This is a genomic window from Bhargavaea beijingensis (genome assembly GCF_900101985.1).
GTDB classification, from domain to species: Bacteria; Bacillota; Bacilli; order Bacillales_A; family Planococcaceae; genus Bhargavaea; species Bhargavaea beijingensis.
Map to the genome: position 1 here is coordinate 91,325 of NZ_FNAR01000006.1, position 20,438 is coordinate 111,762.

Here is a 20,438-nt window from a genome sequence, read left to right on the forward strand (position 1 = left end):
GAAAAACCGTTCCCGTGATGGGGAACGGTTTTTTCATTGTGACGGACGCTTCATGCCTGTTCGATGCGGACCTTTCCGTCTTCAAGCACTGCGCGGATCGTGTCACCTTCCCGGAAGCCGCCCCGGATCAGACCATGAGCAACTGCCGTCTCGACATGGCGCTGGATAAAACGCTTGAGGGGACGCGCCCCGAACTCGGCATCTGTTCCTTCTTCCACAATCCATTCGGCAATCCCGTCGCCGAATTCGAGTCGGATTCCCTGTGTGGCGACCCGTTCTGCAAGGTCGTTCATCATCTTCCGGGCGATTTTCAGGAAATCATCACTTTTCAAGGAATTGAAGATGACGATATCATCCATCCGGTTGATCAGTTCCGGTTTAAAGTGTTTTTTCAGCTCCGCCATGACGACGTCTTCAATCGCATGGTCCTCAATCCCTTCCATCCGGAGAAGCAGTGAGGAGCCGATATTCGAAGTCATGATGATGATCGTGTTGGAGAAGTCGACGTTCCTTCCCTGGCTGTCCGTGATCCTTCCATCATCAAGCGCCTGGAGCAGAATGTTCGAAACATCGGGATGGGCTTTCTCAATTTCGTCCAACAGCACGACTGCATATGGATTTCTCCTGACAGCTTCAGTCAGCTGGCCGCCTTCTTCGAATCCGACGTATCCCGGAGGGGCCCCGACGAGACGCGAAACGGAGTGCTTTTCCATATACTCCGACATATCGATCCGGATAAAGTGATCTTCTGAATCGAACAGCGTTGCCGCAATCGTCTTGGCCAGCTCTGTTTTGCCGACACCGGTCGGACCCAGGAACAGGAAAGAGCCGATCGGGCGGTGCGGGTCCTTGATGCCGGCCCTGGCTCGCCAAATGGCCTCTGTGACAAGCCGGACCGCATCCTCCTGCCCGATCACACGCTTTTCGAGCGTTTCATGAAGCCTGAGCAGTTTTTCCCGCTCCCCTTCCACTAGTTTCGAGACCGGGATGCCCGTCCAGCGGGCCACGATATCGGCGATTTCCTCCTCTGTCACTTCCTCGCGGAGAAGGCGGTTCTCGGAAGCGGTGAGCGGAGCCTCCATCTCCTGCAGCTCCTTCTCCGCTTGAGGAATGCGGCCATGGCGCAGTTCCGCCGCCCGGTTCAAGTCATAACGGTTTTCTGCGTCTTCGAGTTCGCGGCGGTATCGGTCGATCTCCTCCCGCTTTGCCTGGACCGCGCGAATGACCTCTTTTTCCCTCTCCCATTGGTCCCGCATGTCTTCGGTCGAAGTCCTGAGCTCGTTCAGCTCTGCCCGGATATCTTCCAGACGTGCCTTGCTCCGGTCATCTTTCTCCATCATCAGCGCCTGCTCTTCTATCTCGAGCTGCATGATGCGCCGGGTCACTTCGTCAAGCTCTTGCGGCATCGAGTCGATTTCGGTCCGGATCATGGCACTCGCCTCATCGACAAGGTCGATCGCCTTGTCCGGCAGGAAACGTTCCGTAATATAACGGTCTGACAGCGAAGCGGCAGCCACGAGTGCGCGGTCATGGATCCTCACACCGTGATGAAGCTCAAAGCGTTCCTTCAGGCCGCGGAGAATCGAAATCGTATCTTCCACGTCCGGTTCTTGGACAAGCACCTGCTGAAACCGGCGTTCGAGCGCTGCATCCTTCTCGATGTAGAGCCGGTACTCATCCAGCGTCGTCGCGCCGATCAGGTGGAGTTCACCGCGTGCCAGCATCGGTTTCAGCATGTTGCCGGCATCCATCGAGCCTTCCGTCCGGCCTGCGCCGACAATCGTATGAAGCTCGTCGATAAACAGGATGATTTCCCCGTCGCTTTCCTTGACCTGCTTCAGGACCGCTTTCATCCGCTCCTCGAATTCACCGCGATATTTTGCTCCAGCAATCAGGGAACTCATATCCAGCTCATATAACTGGCGGCCCTTGAGTCCTTCCGGGACATCCTTTTTCACGATGCGCTGGGCAAGTCCTTCGACGATCGCCGTTTTCCCGACACCGGGTTCTCCGATCAGTACCGGGTTGTTTTTTGTCTTCCTGGAGAGAATCCTGATCACATCCCGGATCTCCTGGTCCCTTCCGATGATCGGATCCATTTTCCCGGCCTTTACTTCATCAACCAGGTTTCGTCCGTATTTTTCAAGCGGACTGCGCTGATCTTCCTCTTGCATGTTCATTTGCATTTTCTCTTCACCCCACAATTCGAATTGACCTAGTTTGACTTTGACCTAATTTGACTATTTTCATTATAATGTTTTCCCTTTGAAAGGTAAAGTCAAACGGCCGCTCGGAAACAGAAAAAGCCGCACCGGCAATAAAGGGCCGGTGCGGCGGGCTGCTGTTTATTAACGCACGCCAAGTGCGATTTTTGCATAGCGCGACATCATGTCTTTCGACCATGGCGGGCTCCAGACGATGTTGACTTGTGTTTCCTTGACCTCAGGCAACTCGGCCAATTCCCGCTTGATGTTGTCGACGATCATCGGGCCCATCGGGCAGCCCATTGACGTCAGTGTCATCGTCACATCCACCTTGCCGGCTTCGTCCATATCCACGTCATAGACAAGGCCGAGGTTCACGACATCGATTCCAAGCTCGGGGTCGATCACGTTTTCTAGCGCGCCCATAAGGCTGTCTTTCATCTCCTGATCCATCATGATTCCCCTTCCGTTCTTTGCTGCCTTCATCATATCAGACCGCAGCATCATCATTCAAATGAGTTGCAAGCCAGTCCGAGCACTCCAGCATGCCTGTCCTGGACACAGCATGGCCGGCTTGGCGTTCAAAGCGGAATTTGAGTTGTTCCGGCTGTTCCTGATAATCTTCCCGGATTGCATTGACAAAATTCTTCGTCGGCTTGAACGGTACGGTTTCGTCCTGTTCGCCATGCCAGAAATAAACCGGCCTTCCGTCAAGCGCTCTGCGGTCCTTGGTCAGGTCGAATGCTGCAAGCGTGTCAAGCAGCTTTCGGCGCTCCTCCGCTGTCAGCGGTATTTCAAAACCTCTTGACTCATACTGCGTCATCTGTGCCTTGGCCAGATTGACGTACCCCGGTGTTCCCATCATGACCGCCGCACAATCAATCCAGCTGTAGGCCTTCAGGCAGCCGAGCGTCTCGATGCCGCCCATGGATGTCCCCGCAAGCCCGATTTTTCCGGCATCCGGGAATCGGCGGCCGATCTCTTCCTTGAGTGTTCCGACTTCCTCGATGGTTGTCAGGACGATCTCCCAGAAGCGGAGGCTCATCTGAACCTCATCGAGCCCTTCCTCCCTTTCTCCGTGAAGATGAGCTTCCGGCAGGATGACACGGAGACCCTGTTTGGCCATATTGTATGCATAATGCAAATTGTGTTCCTTGGCGCTTGTGAAACCGTGCAGGAAAATGGCGACCGGGGAGGATTCCCCGCCGGTTTCGGAGTATATATGCAGGAGCGGAATGCCCGCCCATCGCTCTTCTTTGATATTCATGTACAGCACTTCCTATTTTTTCTTTTCATCGTATCAGACAAATCGGGAAAACAAAACCGGAATGGCATCAGCCCATATCATGGGCTATTTTTGACTTGACCTCCCCGAGAGGTCTAAACTCAGTCATAAGGGGGAGATCGACGAATGAAACAGCACTTGATTGTACTGGACCTGGACGGCACACTGCTGTCAGATGAAAAAGTGATTACCGAAAAGACGGAGCATGCCCTGAAGACCGCCAGAGAGGCAGGCCACCAGGTCATGATTGCGACCGGACGCCCTTATCGCGCAAGCGAGCCTTACTACCGGCAACTGAACCTGGACGTTCCCATCGTCAATTTCAACGGGGCTTTCGTCCATCACCCGAAAGACCGGAGCTGGAAAACATTCCATGAACCGATCAGCCTGCCGGTCGTCAGCGATGTTGTCGAAGCTCTTCAGGATTTCAATGTCCATAACGTCGTTGCGGAAGTGATGGATGACGTTTATATTCACCGCCATGATGAAAAACTTTTGAATATATTCACCATGGGAGATCCGGCGGTGACCATTGGCGATCTCCGCTCTTATCTGAACGATAATCCGACAAGCCTTCTGATTCACCCGGAACTGGAGGATCAGGAAAACATTCGCCGGCACCTGGCGGAGGTCCATGCGGAAGTCATCGACCATCGCCGATGGGGGGCGCCATGGCATGTCATTGAAGTGATCCGGCATGGCCTAAACAAAGCAGTGGGCATTTCAAAAGTCTCGCAATGGCTGAATATCCCGCAGGAGCGGATCATCGCTTTCGGGGATGAAGACAATGACTATGAAATGATTGAGTATGCGGGCACAGGCGTTGCAATGGGCAATGCCATCAGCGGGCTAAAGTCCATTGCGGATGAAGTGACCGGGACGAACAACGAGGACGGCATCGCGACTGTCCTCGAGGAGCGCCTGAATCTGAAACTGGAAAGCAAGATTTAAGGAGGAAGAATGATGAAACTGTTCACAGACAGCGGTTCCGACCTGCCGATGTCATTCTTTGAAGGGCATGATGTGACCCTCCTTCCGCTCCGCGTGGAGATCGGCGGAGACACCTATGATGACATTGCGGAAATTGATTCCTCCACCATCTTCCGGAGGATACGCAATGGAGAGCGCCCCAAGACATCCCAAGTATCACCGGAACTATTCACGAAAAGTTGGGAGGAATTGGCCAAGTCCGGTGAAGAAGGCCTGTACATCGCATTTTCCTCCGAACTTTCCGGTACATACAGTACAAGCGGCGTCATCCGCGACCAGGTGCTGGAAGACCATCCGGGACTGGATCTGGTCATCATCGATACGAAAGGTGCCTCGCTCGGCCAGGGGCTGCTCGTCCGGGAAGCTGTCCGGATGCGTGATGCAGGCAGGAGCCGGGATGAAATTGCCGAGGCCATCAGAATTTTAGCGGACCGTGTCGTCCACCTGTTCACCGTGGAAGACCTTGATTATCTGGCCAAAGGCGGCCGGTTGTCCAAGGCAAGCGCGTTTATCGGCGGTTTGCTGAACATCAAACCGCTTCTTCATGTCGAAGACGGCAAACTCGTGCCAATCGAAAAATACCGGGGACGCAAAAAAGTATTTCAGCGCATGATCAGTCTTATGGAAGAACGCGGCGGCAGCTTTGCCGGCCAGCATGTGGCCATCAGCCACGGTGATGACGAAGAAGCTGCGCTGATCTTGAAAAGAATGATTGAAGAGACCATCAGGCCCGAGTCGGTCGGCATCTATCAGATCGGCTCCGCAATCGGCGCCCATGCCGGACCGGGTACGATCGCTCTATTCTTCTTCGGTCCCGATCCGGAATAATATCCAGGAAGGATGATTTCATGAAAATAATCGTCATCGGAGCGGTCGCCGGAGGGGCGACCGTTTCTTCTCAGATCCGCCGCTTTTTGCCGGATGCCCACATTACGCTGATCGGAAAAGATTCGGAACTCGGATTTGCCACATGCGGTATGCCTTATGTGCTCGGTGGGGTGATTGAAAGCCCGGATGATCTTGTCCACTCCACTCCGGAAGGTTTTGAGGAAAAGAAGTCCATTGATGTGCGTCTCTTTCACGAAGCCACAAAGATTGACCGAGCCGCCAAAAAAGTCCACATCTGCAATATGGAGACAGGCAAAACGGAAACTCTGTCATACGATAAGCTGATCCTTTCTCCCGGCGGACGGGCCCGCAAGCCGTCCGTGCCGGGGAAACCCGGCATCCCGCTGTTTACACTCCGCCACTTCGGGGATCTGGAGCAGTTCCGGGACTTTCTCGACGAACAGCAGCCGGCTTCCTGTGTGGTCGTCGGCGGCGGGTTCATCGGCGTGGAACTTGCAGAGAACTTCCGTCACCGTGGCATCGAGACTGCCCTGATCGAGCACAATGACCATGTCATGCCGATAGGGGATGAGGACATGTCCGAACTGCTCGCGGAAGAAATGAAGCGAAACGGCGTCACCCTCCACCTCGGGCGCGAACTCAAAATGATCGAGGGCAGGACTGTCATGCTCGATGACGGCACTGAAATGGAAGCGGACTTTATTGCGACCGCCGTCGGCCTTGAACCCAATACCTTTCTTGCAGAGGAAGCCGGGCTGGAGATCGGGCCGACCGGAGGGATTGCCACTGATCCATTCATGAGGACGAATGACCCGGATATCTACGCAATCGGGGATGCGGCGGAAGGCCGGGATTGGTTTACCGGCAAGCCGAAACGCGTACCTCTTTCCTGGCCTGCACACCGAGCCGCTTTTATCGTTGCCAACCATCTGGCGGGCGGCGACACGGAAATGGACGGGTTGCTCGGAACATCAATCACAAAACTGTTTGATCTCACTGCGGGCATGACCGGCATGACGGAGAAGGTGCTCAAAAAAGAGGGCATCCAGTACGAGACTGTTGTCCACAAAAGCCGGTCGAACGCCGGTTACTACCCGGACAGCGGCAAACTGGTCCTGAAAGTCCATTACGCCCCGGACACTCGCGCCATCTATGGCGCGCAGGCTGTCGGCGAAAAAGGGGCGGATAAGCGGATTGATGTGATTGCAACCGCAATTCGAGGCGGCCTGACTGTCGATGACTTGTCCGCCATCGAAACAGCATATGCCCCTCCCTACGGCTCGCCTAAAGACCCCATTAATATGGTCGGGTATCGGGCAATGCGATCCTCAGGTAAATATTGAAAACAAGACCGCCTTCCAAATCGGATGGCGGTCTTGTTTGATGTGATTAGGCTTTAGGCTTGACTGCTTTTTCGTCTTGGGCCCGCTGTTTCCCTTTTCTCCAGACCATGTAAATGAATCCGACGAACGTGGTGTAGACAAGGATTGCGGCAATGATATAAGGAATGTTGAGACCGGTGTCTTCTTCAACGATGAACAAGTCTGCCGTCTCCCTGTCGAGTACGAGGCGATACTCGCCGCTGTCTGCCTGGCTGACCAAGTTACTGTCGAACAGGGCCCGCAACTTTTTCCCTTCCCCGATTTCCTCTTCGGTCAGGTCGACACGCTGCGTTTCACTTGTGTTGTTGACTATGATGACCCATGTTTCATCTTTATTCCAGCGCTTGTAAGCAATCAGTCCGCCCTCGTTGTGGAGAAGCTTGAAATCGCCTGTGCGCAGCGCATCCGACTGGTTCCGGATGCTGTTCACATCGGCAATGTGTTCCTTCAGTTCCTCATCAGTCTTGAAATTGTGCAGGGGGTGCGTACCTGGGGCTTCCTTGCCCGTTACTGCAATTTCGGTGCCATATGTCATCACAGGCACGCCTGGCAGCGTAAAGAGTGCGGTCGCCGCAACCTTCCAACGGGTCGGCGGGAACATGTTCCGTTCCACCATCCCGGTCGTGAACCGGTCGGTGTTCAGGTCGTCGAAAGCCAGCATGGACGGAGGCTCCGTCAATTCGAGTTGATTGATTCCCGAAGAATCCGGATCCATTTCGACGAATGCCGATCGGAGTGCTTCCATGATATCCGGATTATCACTCATATCGAAATCGGCTTCTGACGGTGCAGACGAAAATACCATCAGCTCAGGGGATGTTTCTTTTAGCTCAGCGATCATCCTGTCAAGAAACGCAGTGTCAGCATCGCCGAAATTTGTCAGCCGGATGCCGTCGACGCCTGTCTTTTCTGCAAACGAAACAGCCGCGTCGATCAGTGCATCCTGGACGTCTTGATTGCCGAGGTCCCAGTCGATTGTTTCTCCGTTTTCAGATGGCACGGCCCACCCGTTTTGGCCCGCAGCCCACTCATGATCGGGACTGACACCGCCCAGCGGAAAGTCCGCAAAGACTTTCATATCGGCTTCGTGATAAGCCGACAACATGTCTTTCAGTTCCCTGTCCGTACCAAAGCGGTCCTCAATGGTTCCGTAGCTGAGAACGGCACTTCCGTCATAAGTAGCCGTCTCAAAAATAGGGCCGATCGAAACGGCCGTGAATCCCATGTCTTGAATATACGTCAACTTTTCCTGGAGACCGGCAAAGTCACCGCCGTTAAACCCGTAGTTGTCGGTCGCGTTTGCCCCTTGGTCATTTTCCGTCGCCCCATTGTAGAACCGGTCGACGAGGGTATCATAAATGCTTTCGTCCAGGACCGTCCGCTCCTCCGCAGAGGCCGCCGGAAAAGCGGCGGACCCGATCAGTAAAGCCGCACCGATTGCGGCAACTGTTTTCTTGATCATTAACTAGTCACTCCTCGCTCCATCAACCGTTATTTTATCACTCCATCCCTGGCCCGGCGACCCGTTTGGAAAACCGGAAGATGAAAACCCGGTGAAATGGGGCAAAACTGTGAAGTTGGCGGTTATGGAAGAGGGTAGGCTGACATTTATCAACTTTTCAACTGGAGTGAAGCAGTAAAAAAAGCCGGAAACCGGTCCGAAGACCCGTTTCCGGCTTTTTGTCCGATCAGAAGAAGTCCATGCCGATTGGCAGGCTCAAACCGATGAACATCGTCGCCAGGAAGCTGATGAAGAACAGCACCCAGAAGACGGTGGTCGGCTTGTCTTTGTTCTGGCGGACAAGCACCATCTCCATGAATCCGACTGTCAAAACGCCAAGCAGGAACTTGACCCCGTACATGGCCGCGTCAGCGCTGGACCAAGTAAAGAACAGGAAGGCCCCGCTTATAATGACGAGGATGTAGAAGAGACGGAGAATCATATGGACGATTTTGCGTCCCTTGCTCCCTTTCGCCATGACCGCTGCAGCCAGGAAAAGAATGACCGCAACGACCCAAGTGAAGATGTGCAGATGTGTCGTATCCGTAAAGACGCCCAACTATTCCACCTCATTTTCTATGATTGCCCTCTTTATCCTACCACAAGCTGCCACCGGCAATCACGTAGGATGGTCAGGAAAATGTGTTCGAAAGGGTGCCGATCCCCTCGATGGAGACCTTCACCGTATCGCCCGCCTTGAGATAGGACGGCGGATTCATCCCTTTTCCGACCCCTGATGGCGTCCCGGTCAGGATGATGTCACCAGGTTCAAGTGTGACGTAGAGGGAGACCTGTGCAATCAGTTCGTCAATCGGGAAAATCATCTCTTTCGTGTTGCCGTTCTGGCGGACTTCCCCATTGACCTTTGTCACAAGCGACAGGTTCTGGGGATCCGGTATCTCATCTTTCGTTACCAGGTAGGGGCCCAATGGACATGATTTGTCGAGGCTTTTACCCAGGAAGAATTGCATGTGTGCAGCCTGGACATCGCGCGCGGTGATGTCATTGGCGATCGTATATCCAAAAATGTGATCGTAGGCAAGTGCCTTCCGGATATTCCGCCCGCCCTTTCCGATGACGATTGCCAGTTCCCCTTCGTAGTCCAGGCTTTCCGTGATGGTTTCATGGACCGGCAATTCCTCTTCATCTGCCGCAATGGCGGTCGGTGCCTTTGTAAAGACGACCAGTTTTTCCGGCGGGCGGTCGCCGCCCATCTCGGTTACGTGATCGGCATAGTTTTTCCCGATGCAGATGACGTTTTTCGGTGTTCGCGGAATCGGCGCTGTCCATTCGATTTGTCCGAATCCGCGCTTATAGGATTCCGGATTGTCTGAGGCTTCCGCCCGCTCGACCAGCCGTCGGATTCCTTCCACGAACTCATGGCCTTCTGCGATGCCGTCGATGATATGTGCCGGGAACGATTCCCCTTCACCCAGTGCTTGATGGATCGCCGTCAAATCCCAAACAGCCTCCTCTTTTTTCACTTTGGGGCCGAAGCGCTGTTTCCCTTCAAAGCGGAACGATAACAATTTCATCTTGACGCCATCCTTTCCATTCTGGGTTGGTTGTACTTCATTAGTTACGACACATATCCGCGGAATCCTTTATATTTCGTCATTTCCCATAAGTCAGCCTGCGCCAGATCCGCTCGATAGGTCCCTGCCTGAATTTCTGGAAATAAAGGTCGGCGATGATGCACTGGACTGCAAAGATGGCCACGGCCAGCCAGGTTCCGAGTGATACCGGCACTTTTCCGTAATATCCGAGTCCATACGAATAGAAGATCAGGGTAGCGATGATTGACTGCGTGAGGTACACAGTCAGTGACATCCGTCCTGCGGATGCGACCGGATGGAACACTTTCCGGACGAGCCCCGACTGCAGGAGCAAAAGGACGAGTGCAACGTAGCCGGCAGTCAGGAGCGGGCCTCCGATCGAATCCTGCACCATCTGCGACGTGTAGGGCAGATCGGTGAAATACGGCAGCGCCTTCAGAGCAAGCCCGGCTGCCGTGAACAAAACAGCAGGGAGGATCCACTTTTTCCAGTTGTCAGAAGCCTTCTCGATCAATCGAATCTTTCCTGCAGCCGCCCCGATCATGAATAGGGGCAGAATCATGAAAATCGCCATCGGAATCGATGCCGTATTCATAAACATCCAGTCTGCTGCACGCTGTGCAGTCACTTCTCCGAACGATCCGCCGGCATAGGCCTCGATGGATCGGTTGATGTTCGTGATATCGACATATGCCCCCATCATCCCATCGGGGTCCAACTTCTCCGCGAAGAAAGTGAGAAGCGTCAATAACCCCATCGGAACTATGTAGACAATTGCGCCAATCGCCGCGAGTACCGCTGCCGGCAGCCGGAGCATCCACATGAAGATCAACCCCATCAGGGCGTAAGTGATCAGAATATCACCAGGCCAGATGAGGAAGGCATGGATGATGCCGAACAGCAGGAGAATGCCCATCCTTCTTGCTGCCGTAGGAACAAACGGCTTTCCGAGCCGGACGGCCTTTTCGTACTGCATGTTCATTCCGTAGCCAAACAGCATGGCAAACAGCGGATAAAAGCTGCTCTGGAACAGGATGTCCACCCACATGTGGGAGACCTCATCACTGAGTGAACGGAACCAGGTGAACGGATCGATATATACATATGGTGTGTGGAAAAACAGCATGTTCGCGACGAAGATGCCGAGCAGGGCGAAGCCCCTCAAATAATCAAGTGCGGCAATCCGTTCAGAAGATGCGGTCGGTTTCAGTTTCAGTGTCGGCAAAATGATCCCCCCGGATGGTCAGTACCCGTTCTCCGTCAAACAGGTACAGAAGTTTTTCTTTGATGTTGATGCCTAGGATGTCGCCGATTGCCCGCGCGTAAAGCGAGAGTTGCACGCCGTAACGTTCGGCCATCGCGGCCTCGAGCGACTCCTCGGAGCGGAACATGCCGGTCCGGTCGGTTTTATAGTCGAGCAGGACCCAGCCGTCTTTTTCACGGAACAGGCAGTCGGCGATCCCCTGCAGGATTTGCCGGTCGCCGTCTCCTGCATCAAGCCCGTATGTGAACGGCAATTCCCGGCGGACATCCGGTGATTTTCGGATGCGTTCGTAGATCGGCGTCCCGAAAAAGCGTGCGATCGCCGCCGCATCCACTTCCCTTGCCTCTTCGTCAGTGATGAGTTCCCGGCGTACGAGCCCGGTGATCAGGTTCTGCACATCCCGCACAGTCTGCGGACGGGTCAGGTCGATATGCTGCATAATCGTGTGCATCGCGGTCCCGATCTCCGCAGCCGTCAACGTCCGCTCCTGCATGAATTCAGGACGGTCGTGCATATACATCGGACGAATCTCATCGGAGCGGGTCATGAACGGATCCGGCTCTTCCGCATTTTCCAGCAACCACATCCGTTTTACTTCGCTGACCGACTGTTTCGAGCGCTTTCCGACAGAAGCACTGTGCGGATAAGAAGCTTCGAAGCGCCGGAGCACCTCTTCCTCCGCCTCGATTCCGGGCATCTTCTCCTCCCGCTCCGCACACGCGGCGATTTCCTCAGCTGACATGCTCTCTGCCGACAGATCTGAAGGACTGAGAAATTGGATCTTCCAGACAGATCCGTCATCAAGGAGCCGGCCGCCCGGAATCACGCCATGCTGGGCAAAAGCCCGGTGGCGTGCCACTGCCGGCCCGATCCAGTCCAGATAGCTTGCCGCACGCGAGCGGATATACTCAGGGAGCCGCCCGCCCGCAGCAAGCTGGCCTTCCTGCCACTTCATAATTGCCGCGTCGAGGTCCTTCACAGAGCCGATCAGATGAAGGGCCTCCTTGGCACGGGTCATGGCGACATAGAGGACCCGCATTTCCTCTGCCCGCATTTCGAGCTCCTTTTTTTCACGGATTGCAAGAAACGGAAGTGACGTGTACTGGATGCGGTTGTCCGGATCCACCGCCTTGACCGCGAGACCGAAGTGCTGGTCGAACAAATACGGTTCGTTAAAGTCCATCTTATTGAACTGCCGACCGACTCCCGCGACAAATACATGAGGAAACTCCAGTCCCTTTGACGCGTGGATCGTCATGATCCGGACGACGTCGTCCTGCTCGCCGACCGCTTTTGCCGTCCCCAAATCATCACCCCGCCGCCTCATTCTGTCGATAAAGCGGAGGAATCGGAACAGCCCCCTGAAGGACGTCCTTTCGTACTGGATCGCCCGGTCATGGAGGGCGCGCAGGTTGGCCTGGCGCTGTTTGCCGTTCGGCATGGCGCCGGCCATCTCGTAATAGTGGGTATCCAGGTACACCTGCCAGATCAGGTCTGCAAGGGACCCCCGGCGCGCCAGGTCCCGCCACTCTTCAAAATGGACATAGAAACGGCGGATCTTTTCTTCCGTCCCAGCCGGTATGCCCGCGGAGACCCCGTTCCGTACGTATTGCTTAAGCGCCTCGTAGTATGGCTCATCAGGGGCCGCCAGGCGGATTTTCGCCAGTTCGTTTTCCCCTAGACCGATAAACGGCGCCCGGAGCACGGAAGCGAACGGGATGTCCTGATACGGATTGTCGATGACCCGGAGCGTGTTCAGCATGATCATCACTTCAATGGCGTCAAAATAGCCGCCGGACGTTTCCGCGTAGACCGGAATGCCCGCAAGCTTCAGCTCTTCCGCAATCTCACCGGACCAGGTCATTGAACGCATGAGAATGACGATATCCCGGTAACGGAGCGGGCGTGTGCTGCCGGTCCACGGATCGGTCACCTGGGCGCCCGTCTCCATGAGCCGCCGGATTTCCCGGATGATGGCCCTCGCTTCCAGTTGTGGTTGCTTGAGTTCCTCGTCCGATCCTTTTGTCTCTTCCCCGTCATCTTCCTGGTCTTCATGGATGATCATCAGCGTAGCCGGATGCCCCGCTCCTTTATAAGGGGCACCGGGCTTGAGTGCTGCTGCTTCATCATAGTCGATTTCACCGACACGGGCGCCCATCACCTGACGAAACACATAGTTCGTCGCATCAAGCACTTCCCTTCGGCTGCGGAAGTTGGCATTCAGGTCGATTTTCATGCCCGCGCCGTCCGCATCCCCGTTAAACTTCAGATACTTGTCGAGGAACAGCATCGGTTCGGCCAGGCGGAATCGGTAAATGGACTGCTTGACGTCGCCGACCATGAACAGGTTGCCATCCTCATATTCACCGCTTTTGACAAGCGAGACAATAGTCTCCTGCAGGCGGTTTGTATCTTGGTATTCGTCGACCAGCACTTCCCGGAAACGGTCCCGGAAATCTTGGGCGATCTCCGACGGTACCAGCTCGCCATCCCGCTCTTCCGACAAAATGGCGAGCGCCAAGTGCTCAAGATCGGAAAAATCGACGATGCCACGGTTTCGTTTTACGTCGGCGTAACGTTCACCGAACCGGATTGTGAGTTCGACGAGCGTGTCCATCATCGGCGCCATGAGCCGCATCTCTTCCATAAGGCGCGCCGGCGTGCGGACAAAAAAGGCTTCCTTCAGCCCGTTGACGAGTTTCTTGATGTCATTCCGCTTTTTCTTTGCCCGCTCCGCCAGCTCTTCATCACAGCTGTCTTTCCGGATCGTGCCGGCCTTGGCCCACTTGACGGCGGCAAAGGCATGGTAGGCATCTTTCCACGAGCCGCTTTCCATGATTCCGAGAAGCGACCCGATCAGCGCGCCGTCTTCTTCCGCGGTCGTCGCAAGGGGCGCCGGGCCGTCCGGCAGCCGGGCGATGCGGCCCACTTCCGCAGCCATCGAAGCCGCCTCTTCCAGCTGATGGCGGATCGCTTCTTTGAGCGGGACGATAAACGGCAGGCTGTCGATGTCCGCGTCCTGCGGGAGGTGATACTGACGCGGGATGCCCCGCAGCCATTCCTCTGGCTTCGGATGCACGCGGGAATAGTCGTATAGCTTGTCGATCAGCACTTCAATCGCCTGGTCGTCCCGGTCGGATGTAAAGCTGTCCGCGAGGCGATACACCGGCTCCGGATTTTCGGAACCGTACGCCTCTTCAAGAACCCGGCTGACCACATCATCCCTGAGCAGGGCCGCCTCCGAGGTGTCCGCAATGCGGAATCCGGGGTCAATGTCCAGCACATAGGCATACTGACGGACGATATTCATACAAAACGAGTGAAGGGTCGAAATCTGTGCTTTATTCAGGAGGCTGAGCTGGCGTCTGAGGCGGGAGGAAGACGGGTTCTTCTCGATCGCCTCCTCAAGCGCCGTCGCCATCCGATGGCGCATTTCCGCCGCAGCCGCATTCGTGAATGTCACGACGAGCAGTTCATCGACATCGATCGGGTCATCCGGGTCTGTCACCTTGCCGATCAGGCGGTTAATGAGGACAGCCGTCTTTCCCGAACCGGCCGCTGCCGAGACAAGCAGGTCGCTGCCCGAGGCATGGATGGCCCGCCACTGGGCATCCGTCCATGTCTCATCAGCGGGTTTCGCCGGTATCTTCATCTTCCCTAACCTCCTTTTCCATCAATTTGATCGACTCTTCGGGAGTCAGCTGGCGCAACGCTTGGTAACGTTGAGCAGGATCTGAAGGGTCGAACTGGCAGACAGACCGGTATGCGCACGTCTGGCACGGCATCCTGTCTTTCATCCGATATGGCAGAACGCGGGTGTCACCGTCAATCATGGAATCACCGGCCTGCCTGTGCTTGCGGCGAACGTATTCTCTCATAAGCGAGAGGCTTTCCGGGCCGAGCACTTTGGACGTCTTTGAAAATGTCCCGTTTTTGTTCATCCTCACCGGCAAGGTTTCGGACGAGCCATCAAGGCTTTTATCCATCTCAAGCACAACATCGGGGTTGTCCAGGACATACCCCCTCATCCGATAGGACTTCATCGCCTCAGCCTCGACCTCCGCATCGTCCAGCACACCCGATTCTGCACGAAGCATCGGATTGTGCACATGGATGTACAGGACACCCGCAGGAAGTGCTTCTCTGCCGAACCACTCATTGGAATTGAGGAGCGCGACGTCCAGGTAAGTCAGCATCTGCAGCGACAGCCCATAATACACTTCCGCCAGATCCAGCGCCCTGGCCGATGATTTGTAGTCGACGACACGGATAAATGGCTTCCCGTCGACTTCCGCAGCATCCACCCGGTCGATCCGGCCCCTGAGCTGCATCATCCTTCCTCTCTTCAGGGGAACACGGAGAGGCGGGAATTTCTCGCCCGGACCGAACGCCGCTTCGATGGCCACAGGATTGAAACCGGAATGCCTGGCCTGTTTCGAGAGCCCGAGGAGCGTCCGCTGGATGATTCCCGTGATCTTCCGCTTGATATAGGCATATCGGCTGGAACTCAGCAGGATCTGATTGAAAAAGTATGGGCTGATCGACTCTACTGCATCCCTGGCGAGTGTCAGGCATTCGGTCCGGCTGAGCGCGCCCCAAGACAATTTCCGCCGTCCGGTCTCATCGGAGATCCACTTTAGCGCTGCGTGGAACAGGTCGCCGAGTGCCGGCGGATCCAGCTTGAACTCACCGCGTTCGCGCAGTTTCAGCCCGAAGCTTGCATAATGCTGGAACGGACAGCTGAAATACGACTCGACGCGCGAGACACTTGAGCCGATTTGCTCACCGTAAAGAGCGGCCGTGACAGACGGCTCAAGCCGCTCCGTCTCCCGTTTCCGAGTCGGGCGGAGCACCTTTCCGAAAATCATCGACCAGTACGGGTCATTCCGGTAATAGCCGATCGCCGTCCGCCACGGACCGGACAATTCACCATCGTTTTCCGCAAGCCGCAGTTGCGCAGATGCGTGCCTGAGGGTTGCCCTCGGATGACTAATGTACTCCTGCCAGCTTTCTTCCCCCGGAAGTTCCGCCGGATCATTGAGCACATCAGATTCGGCCACGTCAGGCAGGATCTGGCCGATGCGTTTCAGGTACAGGGATGGGATCAGCGCCTTCCCTTCCGCATCCGACGCGGGATAGGAAATAAACAATTTCGAGGAAGCGGTCGTGAATGCACGATACGCCATGTACATCTCATCCATGAGACGCATCTTCGTCGTGGGTGCCAGTTCAAATCCGATTTCCATGAACCATTCCCGCTCTCGGTCAGACAAAAGCCCTTCCTGGTCGATCCGCTTCGGAAACACACCGTCATTGACGCCGATGATGAAGACAGCTTCCATATCCATCAGCCTTGAGATGTCGACAGTGGTCACTGTCACCTGATCGATCGACGGCGGGATACGGGCAAATTCGAGCGTATCAAACCCCTCATCGAGAATCCGGATGAACTCCGCGAGCGGACCCTCCTTGTCGCCAAACATCAGGACAAACTGATCCAGCACTTCAATCCAGGAATTCCATGCCTGGTCATGTTCCGCTGCCTCGAACAGCCGGCCCGCTTCTTCCTCGCGCCGCCTCATGTCGACAATCTTATCGAATACATGCAGTTCCTCCATGAATGTGAAAAGGGTTGCCGCAATATCACGCCCGGTCTTTCCCCTCCGCAGACGCGCCTCAAGGTTTGCGAGCGGCTCGCGGACGGCATCCCGGATCAGATGGATATCCTCCTGCATCGCCAGTTCTTCGTCCGTCTGCACGTTGCTGTGAAACTCAAGGCCGCGGTAACGCTTGACCTGCCAGCGTTTTTCATCGAACCAGCGCTCGCCGCGGATGCCGTTTGCCAGCACGTAATTCTCGAGCCTGTCCGCCCGATCCCGCCACTCCGAAAGATCCACGCCATGCGGAAAGAACAAATCGGTCTTGACAGCGCGGAAAATGTCCTCGTACTCCCACCCTTCCGCCACTGCCTCCAGCACCGAACGGCTGAACTCGATCAGCGGGTGATGCAACATCGGTTTTTTCCGGCTGATGAAGACGGGAATATCATAAAGCGGGAATACCGTCTCGATCAGCTCGTCATACACTTCAGGCTGGCGATACAAAATCGCCATGTCCCGGTAGCGCATTCCGGACAACATGAGGTTCCGGATCCTCCTTGCCACGGCATGCACTTCCGCCCTGGCATCCGTTGCGCGGAGTAGTTCCACATCCCCTTCGGCGGACGCGGCCGGCGCGGGATATTGGTCAAATACCGATTCCAGGTGGGCGAGTGCCCTGCTTTTGAACCTGCGGGGCATGCCAAGGTGAATGGCTTCTTCCGTCTCCACTCCGTTCCGCTTGGCGGCATCCGCCAGCCTTGCGGCACTGCCTTGCGCATTAAAAAACAGCTGCGATCCGGTTGACTTTCCATATGGATCTTCCATTGGAAGGACGACCGTCACACGTTTGGCGTGCTTCATGAGCTCTTCGACGATTTCCAGCTCTCTTGTCGTGAACGTCACGAAGCCATCCACATACACTTCAGCATCCCGGACCAGTTCTGAGTGCCGGATCTGGGAGGCCAAAAGCGCCAGATAGCCTTCGCTGTCCACGTAAGCCGTGCCGAGACGCTCTTCAATCTTGTTCATGAGCAATTCCAGGTCATCAGCCTTATCCAGCAGCGCCCGCGGAGCACCCGCTTTGTCCAGCTCGCCGTGCATATCGGTCATCGTCGTACAATCGAGGCAATAGCGGCTGAATTCCTTCAGCAGCTCCTCCAATTGTTCGGTGAACCCCCTCTTATCTGCCGCCTGCCGGAACAGTTTGAACTCGTCCCGATTTTCCGCAAGCAAGCTCCGGATCAGCATCCGGTAACCGTAGCCGTTCACTTCCGTCCGGGTGATTCCCCCCGTCTCCTGAAGAATGCGCCAGGCCAGGCGTTTGAATGTCGCCACTTGGGCGCGAATCGTTCCTTTGAGGCCAAATTCTGTCGATAGGCTTTTCTCCATGGAAAACGACATCTGGTCCGGTACGATAACAAAAACCGGCGAACCAAGGGGATTTTCATTCAGCTTGCCGGCAATCTCTTTCCGGATCATGGTAGTCTTTCCGGAACCGGCCCGCCCGGTGATCAGTCTGAATGTCATCGGCTGCCACTCCTTTCTGACATGAACTCTATTATAATAGAAGAGAAAATAACGAACAAACGTTCTTTAATTATGTAAGGATAACCCGCACCGGCCTTTCCGGCCGCGTGCAGGTCAGTTATCCTTTTCACGGAGTTCTTCTTCCTCCGCGGCAGTCTGTTCTTCGCGAATTGACCTGAAGTCGTCCTCGACCCGCCTATCAAGCCGCTTTTCCAGCTGCTTGCCGCCGAGCCACAGCAAGAAAATGACGACCCCCACCACCGCTGTCCGCACCGGCTGGGTGATCAGCGAGCGCAGGTCATGACCGATAAAACTCGCAATGGCAATCATCACAAACTTCCCGGCCATCAAAGTAAGCAAATACACTTTCTTTTTCAGATTGGAGAGGCCCGCAACAAGGTTCACGAGTGCGGAAGGTGTGAACGGAAAACAGAGAAGCACAAACAGCGGACCGAAACTGTTGCGTTCCACCCAATGAATCAGTTTCCGGACGCGCTCGCTTTTCGTCAGGAACCTGAACACCCTTGCATCGCCATATTTCCGGATGAGGAGGAATACGGTATATGAGCCCGCCACTGTGCCGCCCCAGCTGATGAGGAAACCGAAAAAGAATCCGTACGCGTTGGCATTCGCCAGGACGAACACAAATAGAGGCAGAAAGGGGAGAAACGCCTCGATAAACGGGAACAAAAAGCCCAGAAGAGGCCCGAGCGCCCGGTAACGCGATGTTAATTCAATTAATGTGTCAAAATCCAGCCAATTCTCCATGTCTTACCCCCGACCTGGTTTTCAAGCTTCATTTCCCTTATTTTACGCTATTCAAGCAACTCTACAAAATCAGGCGTCCCAAGGAAAATCCTTGTAGTATAATATAAACATAATCATGCACGAAAGATGGGATATTATGCAGAAAGAAGGCCTTGCCGCCGGCCTGAAGGCGGGCCTCACCATCGCCATCGGTTATTTTCCGGTAGCGCTGACGTTCGGACTGCTTGCCAAGACAACCGGTCTTACCTTGGCCGAGACGCTTGCCATGAGTATTTTTGTCTTTGCCGGCGCCGCGCAATACATATCCCTCAGCCTTATTACGGCCAAGGTGGACCCTGTTTTGATTGTGCTGAACACGTTCATCGTGAATATCCGTCACTTTCTTATGACGGCTTCACTCAATGAAAAGATGCAGCCGGACGCCAGGTGGAAAAAGGCGGTCTATGCATTCGGCATCACCGACGAAACCTTCTCCGTGATCTCCACTTCCGGGGCGGGTCGCGTCCGGACTTCTTATGCTGCCGGTGTCATCGTCCTGTCTTACGCCAGTTGGGTCCTCTTCAGCGGGATCGGGCATGTGATCGGGGCCAACCTTCCACTTTTTCTCCAAGCTGCGATGTCGATTGCGCTTTACGCCATGTTTGTGGCGCTTCTCGTCCCTTCCCTGAAAGGCAATCGCAAAATCGTTCTGCTTGCTTTGACCGCTGCCGCCTTAAACGGCTTTTTCTTCTGGACGGAGCTACTGTCGACCGGCTGGGCCATCATGGTATCCACAGTCGTCTCTGCGGTCGCTGTTGAAGTACTCTACGCCCGACGCGGAAATGTCCTCCGGCGTGCAGTTGAACGAAAGGAGGGGGCCTGATGGGTAGCTGGTATTGGTGGATGCTGCTCGGAATGGCAGTCGTGACCTACCTTCCGCGCGCCATCCCTCTCACCTTCCTCGAGGGGAGAGAATTGCCGCCGGCCATATCCGGAGTGTTGAGGAATATTCCGTTCGCCGTGCTCGGCGCACTGATCTTCCCGGCAATCCTGTATGCACAGCCGGAAGATCTTCTGTTCGGAGTGATCGGATTTGCTTCTGCCGCACTGATTGCCTGGCTTGGCGGCGGTGTCATGGGAACCGTGCTCGGAACGATCGTGATTCTCGCTGTCTATAGCCTGCTGGCCGGCTGAACAAGCGGCAACAGACAAAACGGCCTGACGCAAGTATGCGCCAGGCCGTTTTGTCATTCCGGATTTTGCTTTTGTCCCTGCTTTGTCCGTTGCCTCATCCTGCCAGCCGCGTAAAACCCGACGGTCAGCGATAGGGCGTCGATCGTATAGAGCAGCCAGGTATGCGTATACCCGGCATAAACGGACGCTGCGATCAATGCCACCGTCAGGACAAGGCCAACCACATGGTGGTAGGTCACCCGGGTAAACAGGATGACCAGTGCCGCCGGCAGGAAAAGCGCAAGGATGATTTTGAGTGCGTATGATTCCACAGGCTGACCCCCCTCTCCTGCGAATACC

The 20,438-nt window shown here is 55.3% G+C and carries 16 protein-coding genes; 5 read left to right on the plus strand and 11 right to left on the minus strand.

Annotation, left to right across the window (positions count from 1 at the left end):
* Nucleotides 1–50 precede the first annotated feature (50 nt).
* The 3 genes from BLT01_RS06575 to BLT01_RS06585 form a co-directional block, all read right to left on the minus strand.
* Entirely contained in the window at nt 51–2,180 is a 2,130-nt protein-coding gene (locus BLT01_RS06575) for an ATP-dependent Clp protease ATP-binding subunit (RefSeq protein ID WP_092096067.1), read from the minus strand.
* A 168-nt stretch (nt 2,181–2,348) separates the two neighbouring features.
* Nucleotides 2,349–2,657 carry a metal-sulfur cluster assembly factor gene (locus BLT01_RS06580; protein ID WP_092096198.1) on the minus strand — a complete coding sequence of 103 codons (309 nt, stop codon included), beginning with the start codon at nt 2,655–2,657 and terminating at the stop codon, nt 2,349–2,351.
* A gap of 37 nt (nt 2,658–2,694) precedes the next feature.
* Nucleotides 2,695–3,471, minus strand: coding sequence for a prolyl oligopeptidase family serine peptidase (locus BLT01_RS06585; protein ID WP_092096070.1), 777 nt, complete (start codon nt 3,469–3,471; stop codon nt 2,695–2,697).
* 144 nt (nt 3,472–3,615) lie between these two features.
* On the opposite strand from BLT01_RS06585, the gene BLT01_RS06590 reads away from it, so the two are divergent.
* Genes BLT01_RS06590 through BLT01_RS06600 form a run of 3 tightly spaced genes read left to right on the plus strand, consistent with a single transcriptional unit; the run spans nt 3,616 to nt 6,671 of the window.
* The gene (locus BLT01_RS06590) at nt 3,616–4,440 is read left to right on the plus strand and encodes a Cof-type HAD-IIB family hydrolase (protein ID WP_092096073.1); all 825 of its coding nucleotides are present in this window, start codon (nt 3,616–3,618) and stop codon (nt 4,438–4,440) included.
* 12 nt (nt 4,441–4,452) lie between these two features.
* Complete coding sequence (locus tag BLT01_RS06595) at nt 4,453–5,307, plus strand: DegV family protein (RefSeq protein ID WP_092096076.1); 855 nt, start codon at nt 4,453–4,455, stop codon at nt 5,305–5,307.
* A gap of 20 nt (nt 5,308–5,327) precedes the next feature.
* Nucleotides 5,328–6,671, plus strand: a complete 1,344-nt coding sequence (locus BLT01_RS06600) for a CoA-disulfide reductase (RefSeq protein ID WP_092096078.1) — start codon at nt 5,328–5,330, stop codon at nt 6,669–6,671.
* 46 nt (nt 6,672–6,717) lie between these two features.
* On the opposite strand, the gene BLT01_RS06605 is transcribed toward BLT01_RS06600, so the two are convergent.
* The 7 genes from BLT01_RS06605 to BLT01_RS06635 all read right to left on the minus strand — a co-directional run bounded on the left by BLT01_RS06605 (nt 6,718) and on the right by BLT01_RS06635 (nt 18,926).
* Nucleotides 6,718–8,172 (minus strand): alpha-amylase family glycosyl hydrolase, encoded by a 1,455-nt coding sequence (locus BLT01_RS06605; protein WP_092096081.1) that lies wholly within the window; start codon nt 8,170–8,172, stop codon nt 6,718–6,720.
* 226 nt (nt 8,173–8,398) lie between these two features.
* Nucleotides 8,399–8,770: a YisL family protein gene (locus BLT01_RS06610; RefSeq protein ID WP_092096084.1), complete on the minus strand. Its 372-nt coding sequence runs from the start codon at nt 8,768–8,770 to the stop codon at nt 8,399–8,401.
* Between the two features lie 73 nt (nt 8,771–8,843).
* On the minus strand, nt 8,844–9,746 hold the full coding sequence (locus BLT01_RS06615; protein ID WP_092096089.1) for a fumarylacetoacetate hydrolase family protein: 903 nt from the start codon (nt 9,744–9,746) through the stop codon (nt 8,844–8,846).
* 79 nt (nt 9,747–9,825) lie between these two features.
* Nucleotides 9,826–10,992 (minus strand): DUF418 domain-containing protein, encoded by a 1,167-nt coding sequence (locus BLT01_RS06620; RefSeq protein ID WP_092096091.1) that lies wholly within the window; start codon nt 10,990–10,992, stop codon nt 9,826–9,828.
* Complete coding sequence (addA, locus tag BLT01_RS06625) at nt 10,955–14,683, minus strand: helicase-exonuclease AddAB subunit AddA (protein WP_092096093.1); 3,729 nt, start codon at nt 14,681–14,683, stop codon at nt 10,955–10,957. Before addA ends, BLT01_RS06620 begins: the two co-directional genes overlap by 38 nt.
* The gene (addB, locus tag BLT01_RS06630) at nt 14,658–18,158 is read right to left on the minus strand and encodes a helicase-exonuclease AddAB subunit AddB (protein ID WP_092096096.1); all 3,501 of its coding nucleotides are present in this window, start codon (nt 18,156–18,158) and stop codon (nt 14,658–14,660) included. Before addB ends, addA begins: the two co-directional genes overlap by 26 nt.
* Nucleotides 18,159–18,272: 114 nt before the next feature.
* Nucleotides 18,273–18,926, minus strand: a complete 654-nt coding sequence (locus BLT01_RS06635) for a TVP38/TMEM64 family protein (protein ID WP_092096099.1) — start codon at nt 18,924–18,926, stop codon at nt 18,273–18,275.
* Nucleotides 18,927–19,062: 136 nt separating this feature from the next.
* Between BLT01_RS06635 and BLT01_RS06640 the strand changes: the two genes are divergently transcribed.
* Both BLT01_RS06640 and BLT01_RS06645 read left to right on the plus strand, forming a co-directional pair.
* Nucleotides 19,063–19,788 (plus strand): AzlC family ABC transporter permease, encoded by a 726-nt coding sequence (locus BLT01_RS06640; RefSeq protein WP_092096101.1) that lies wholly within the window; start codon nt 19,063–19,065, stop codon nt 19,786–19,788.
* Entirely contained in the window at nt 19,788–20,099 is a 312-nt protein-coding gene (locus BLT01_RS06645) for an AzlD domain-containing protein (RefSeq protein ID WP_092096104.1), read from the plus strand. Before BLT01_RS06640 ends, BLT01_RS06645 begins: the two co-directional genes overlap by 1 nt.
* Nucleotides 20,100–20,152: 53 nt before the next feature.
* Here the strand turns inward: BLT01_RS06645 and BLT01_RS06650 are convergent, their stop codons facing one another.
* Nucleotides 20,153–20,410: a CsbA family protein gene (locus BLT01_RS06650; RefSeq protein WP_092096107.1), complete on the minus strand. Its 258-nt coding sequence runs from the start codon at nt 20,408–20,410 to the stop codon at nt 20,153–20,155.
* Nucleotides 20,411–20,438 lie beyond the last annotated feature (28 nt).

Bases quoted from the DNA above. Each gene is read 5' to 3' on its own strand.
- BLT01_RS06575 (WP_092096067.1), bottom strand. From the start codon at position 2,180: ATGAACATGCAAGAGGAAGATCAGCGCAGTCCGCTTGAAAAATACGGA.
- BLT01_RS06580 (WP_092096198.1), bottom strand. From the start codon at position 2,657: ATGGATCAGGAGATGAAAGACAGCCTTATGGGCGCGCTAGAAAACGTG.
- BLT01_RS06585 (WP_092096070.1), bottom strand. From the start codon at position 3,471: ATGAATATCAAAGAAGAGCGATGGGCGGGCATTCCGCTCCTGCATATA.
- BLT01_RS06590 (WP_092096073.1), top strand. From the start codon at position 3,616: ATGAAACAGCACTTGATTGTACTGGACCTGGACGGCACACTGCTGTCA.
- BLT01_RS06595 (WP_092096076.1), top strand. From the start codon at position 4,453: ATGAAACTGTTCACAGACAGCGGTTCCGACCTGCCGATGTCATTCTTT.
- BLT01_RS06600 (WP_092096078.1), top strand. From the start codon at position 5,328: ATGAAAATAATCGTCATCGGAGCGGTCGCCGGAGGGGCGACCGTTTCT.
- BLT01_RS06605 (WP_092096081.1), bottom strand. From the start codon at position 8,172: ATGATCAAGAAAACAGTTGCCGCAATCGGTGCGGCTTTACTGATCGGG.
- BLT01_RS06615 (WP_092096089.1), bottom strand. From the start codon at position 9,746: ATGAAATTGTTATCGTTCCGCTTTGAAGGGAAACAGCGCTTCGGCCCC.
- addA (WP_092096093.1), bottom strand. From the start codon at position 14,683: ATGAAGATACCGGCGAAACCCGCTGATGAGACATGGACGGATGCCCAG.
- addB (WP_092096096.1), bottom strand. From the start codon at position 18,158: ATGACATTCAGACTGATCACCGGGCGGGCCGGTTCCGGAAAGACTACC.
- BLT01_RS06635 (WP_092096099.1), bottom strand. From the start codon at position 18,926: ATGGAGAATTGGCTGGATTTTGACACATTAATTGAATTAACATCGCGT.
- BLT01_RS06640 (WP_092096101.1), top strand. From the start codon at position 19,063: ATGCAGAAAGAAGGCCTTGCCGCCGGCCTGAAGGCGGGCCTCACCATC.
- BLT01_RS06645 (WP_092096104.1), top strand. From the start codon at position 19,788: ATGGGTAGCTGGTATTGGTGGATGCTGCTCGGAATGGCAGTCGTGACC.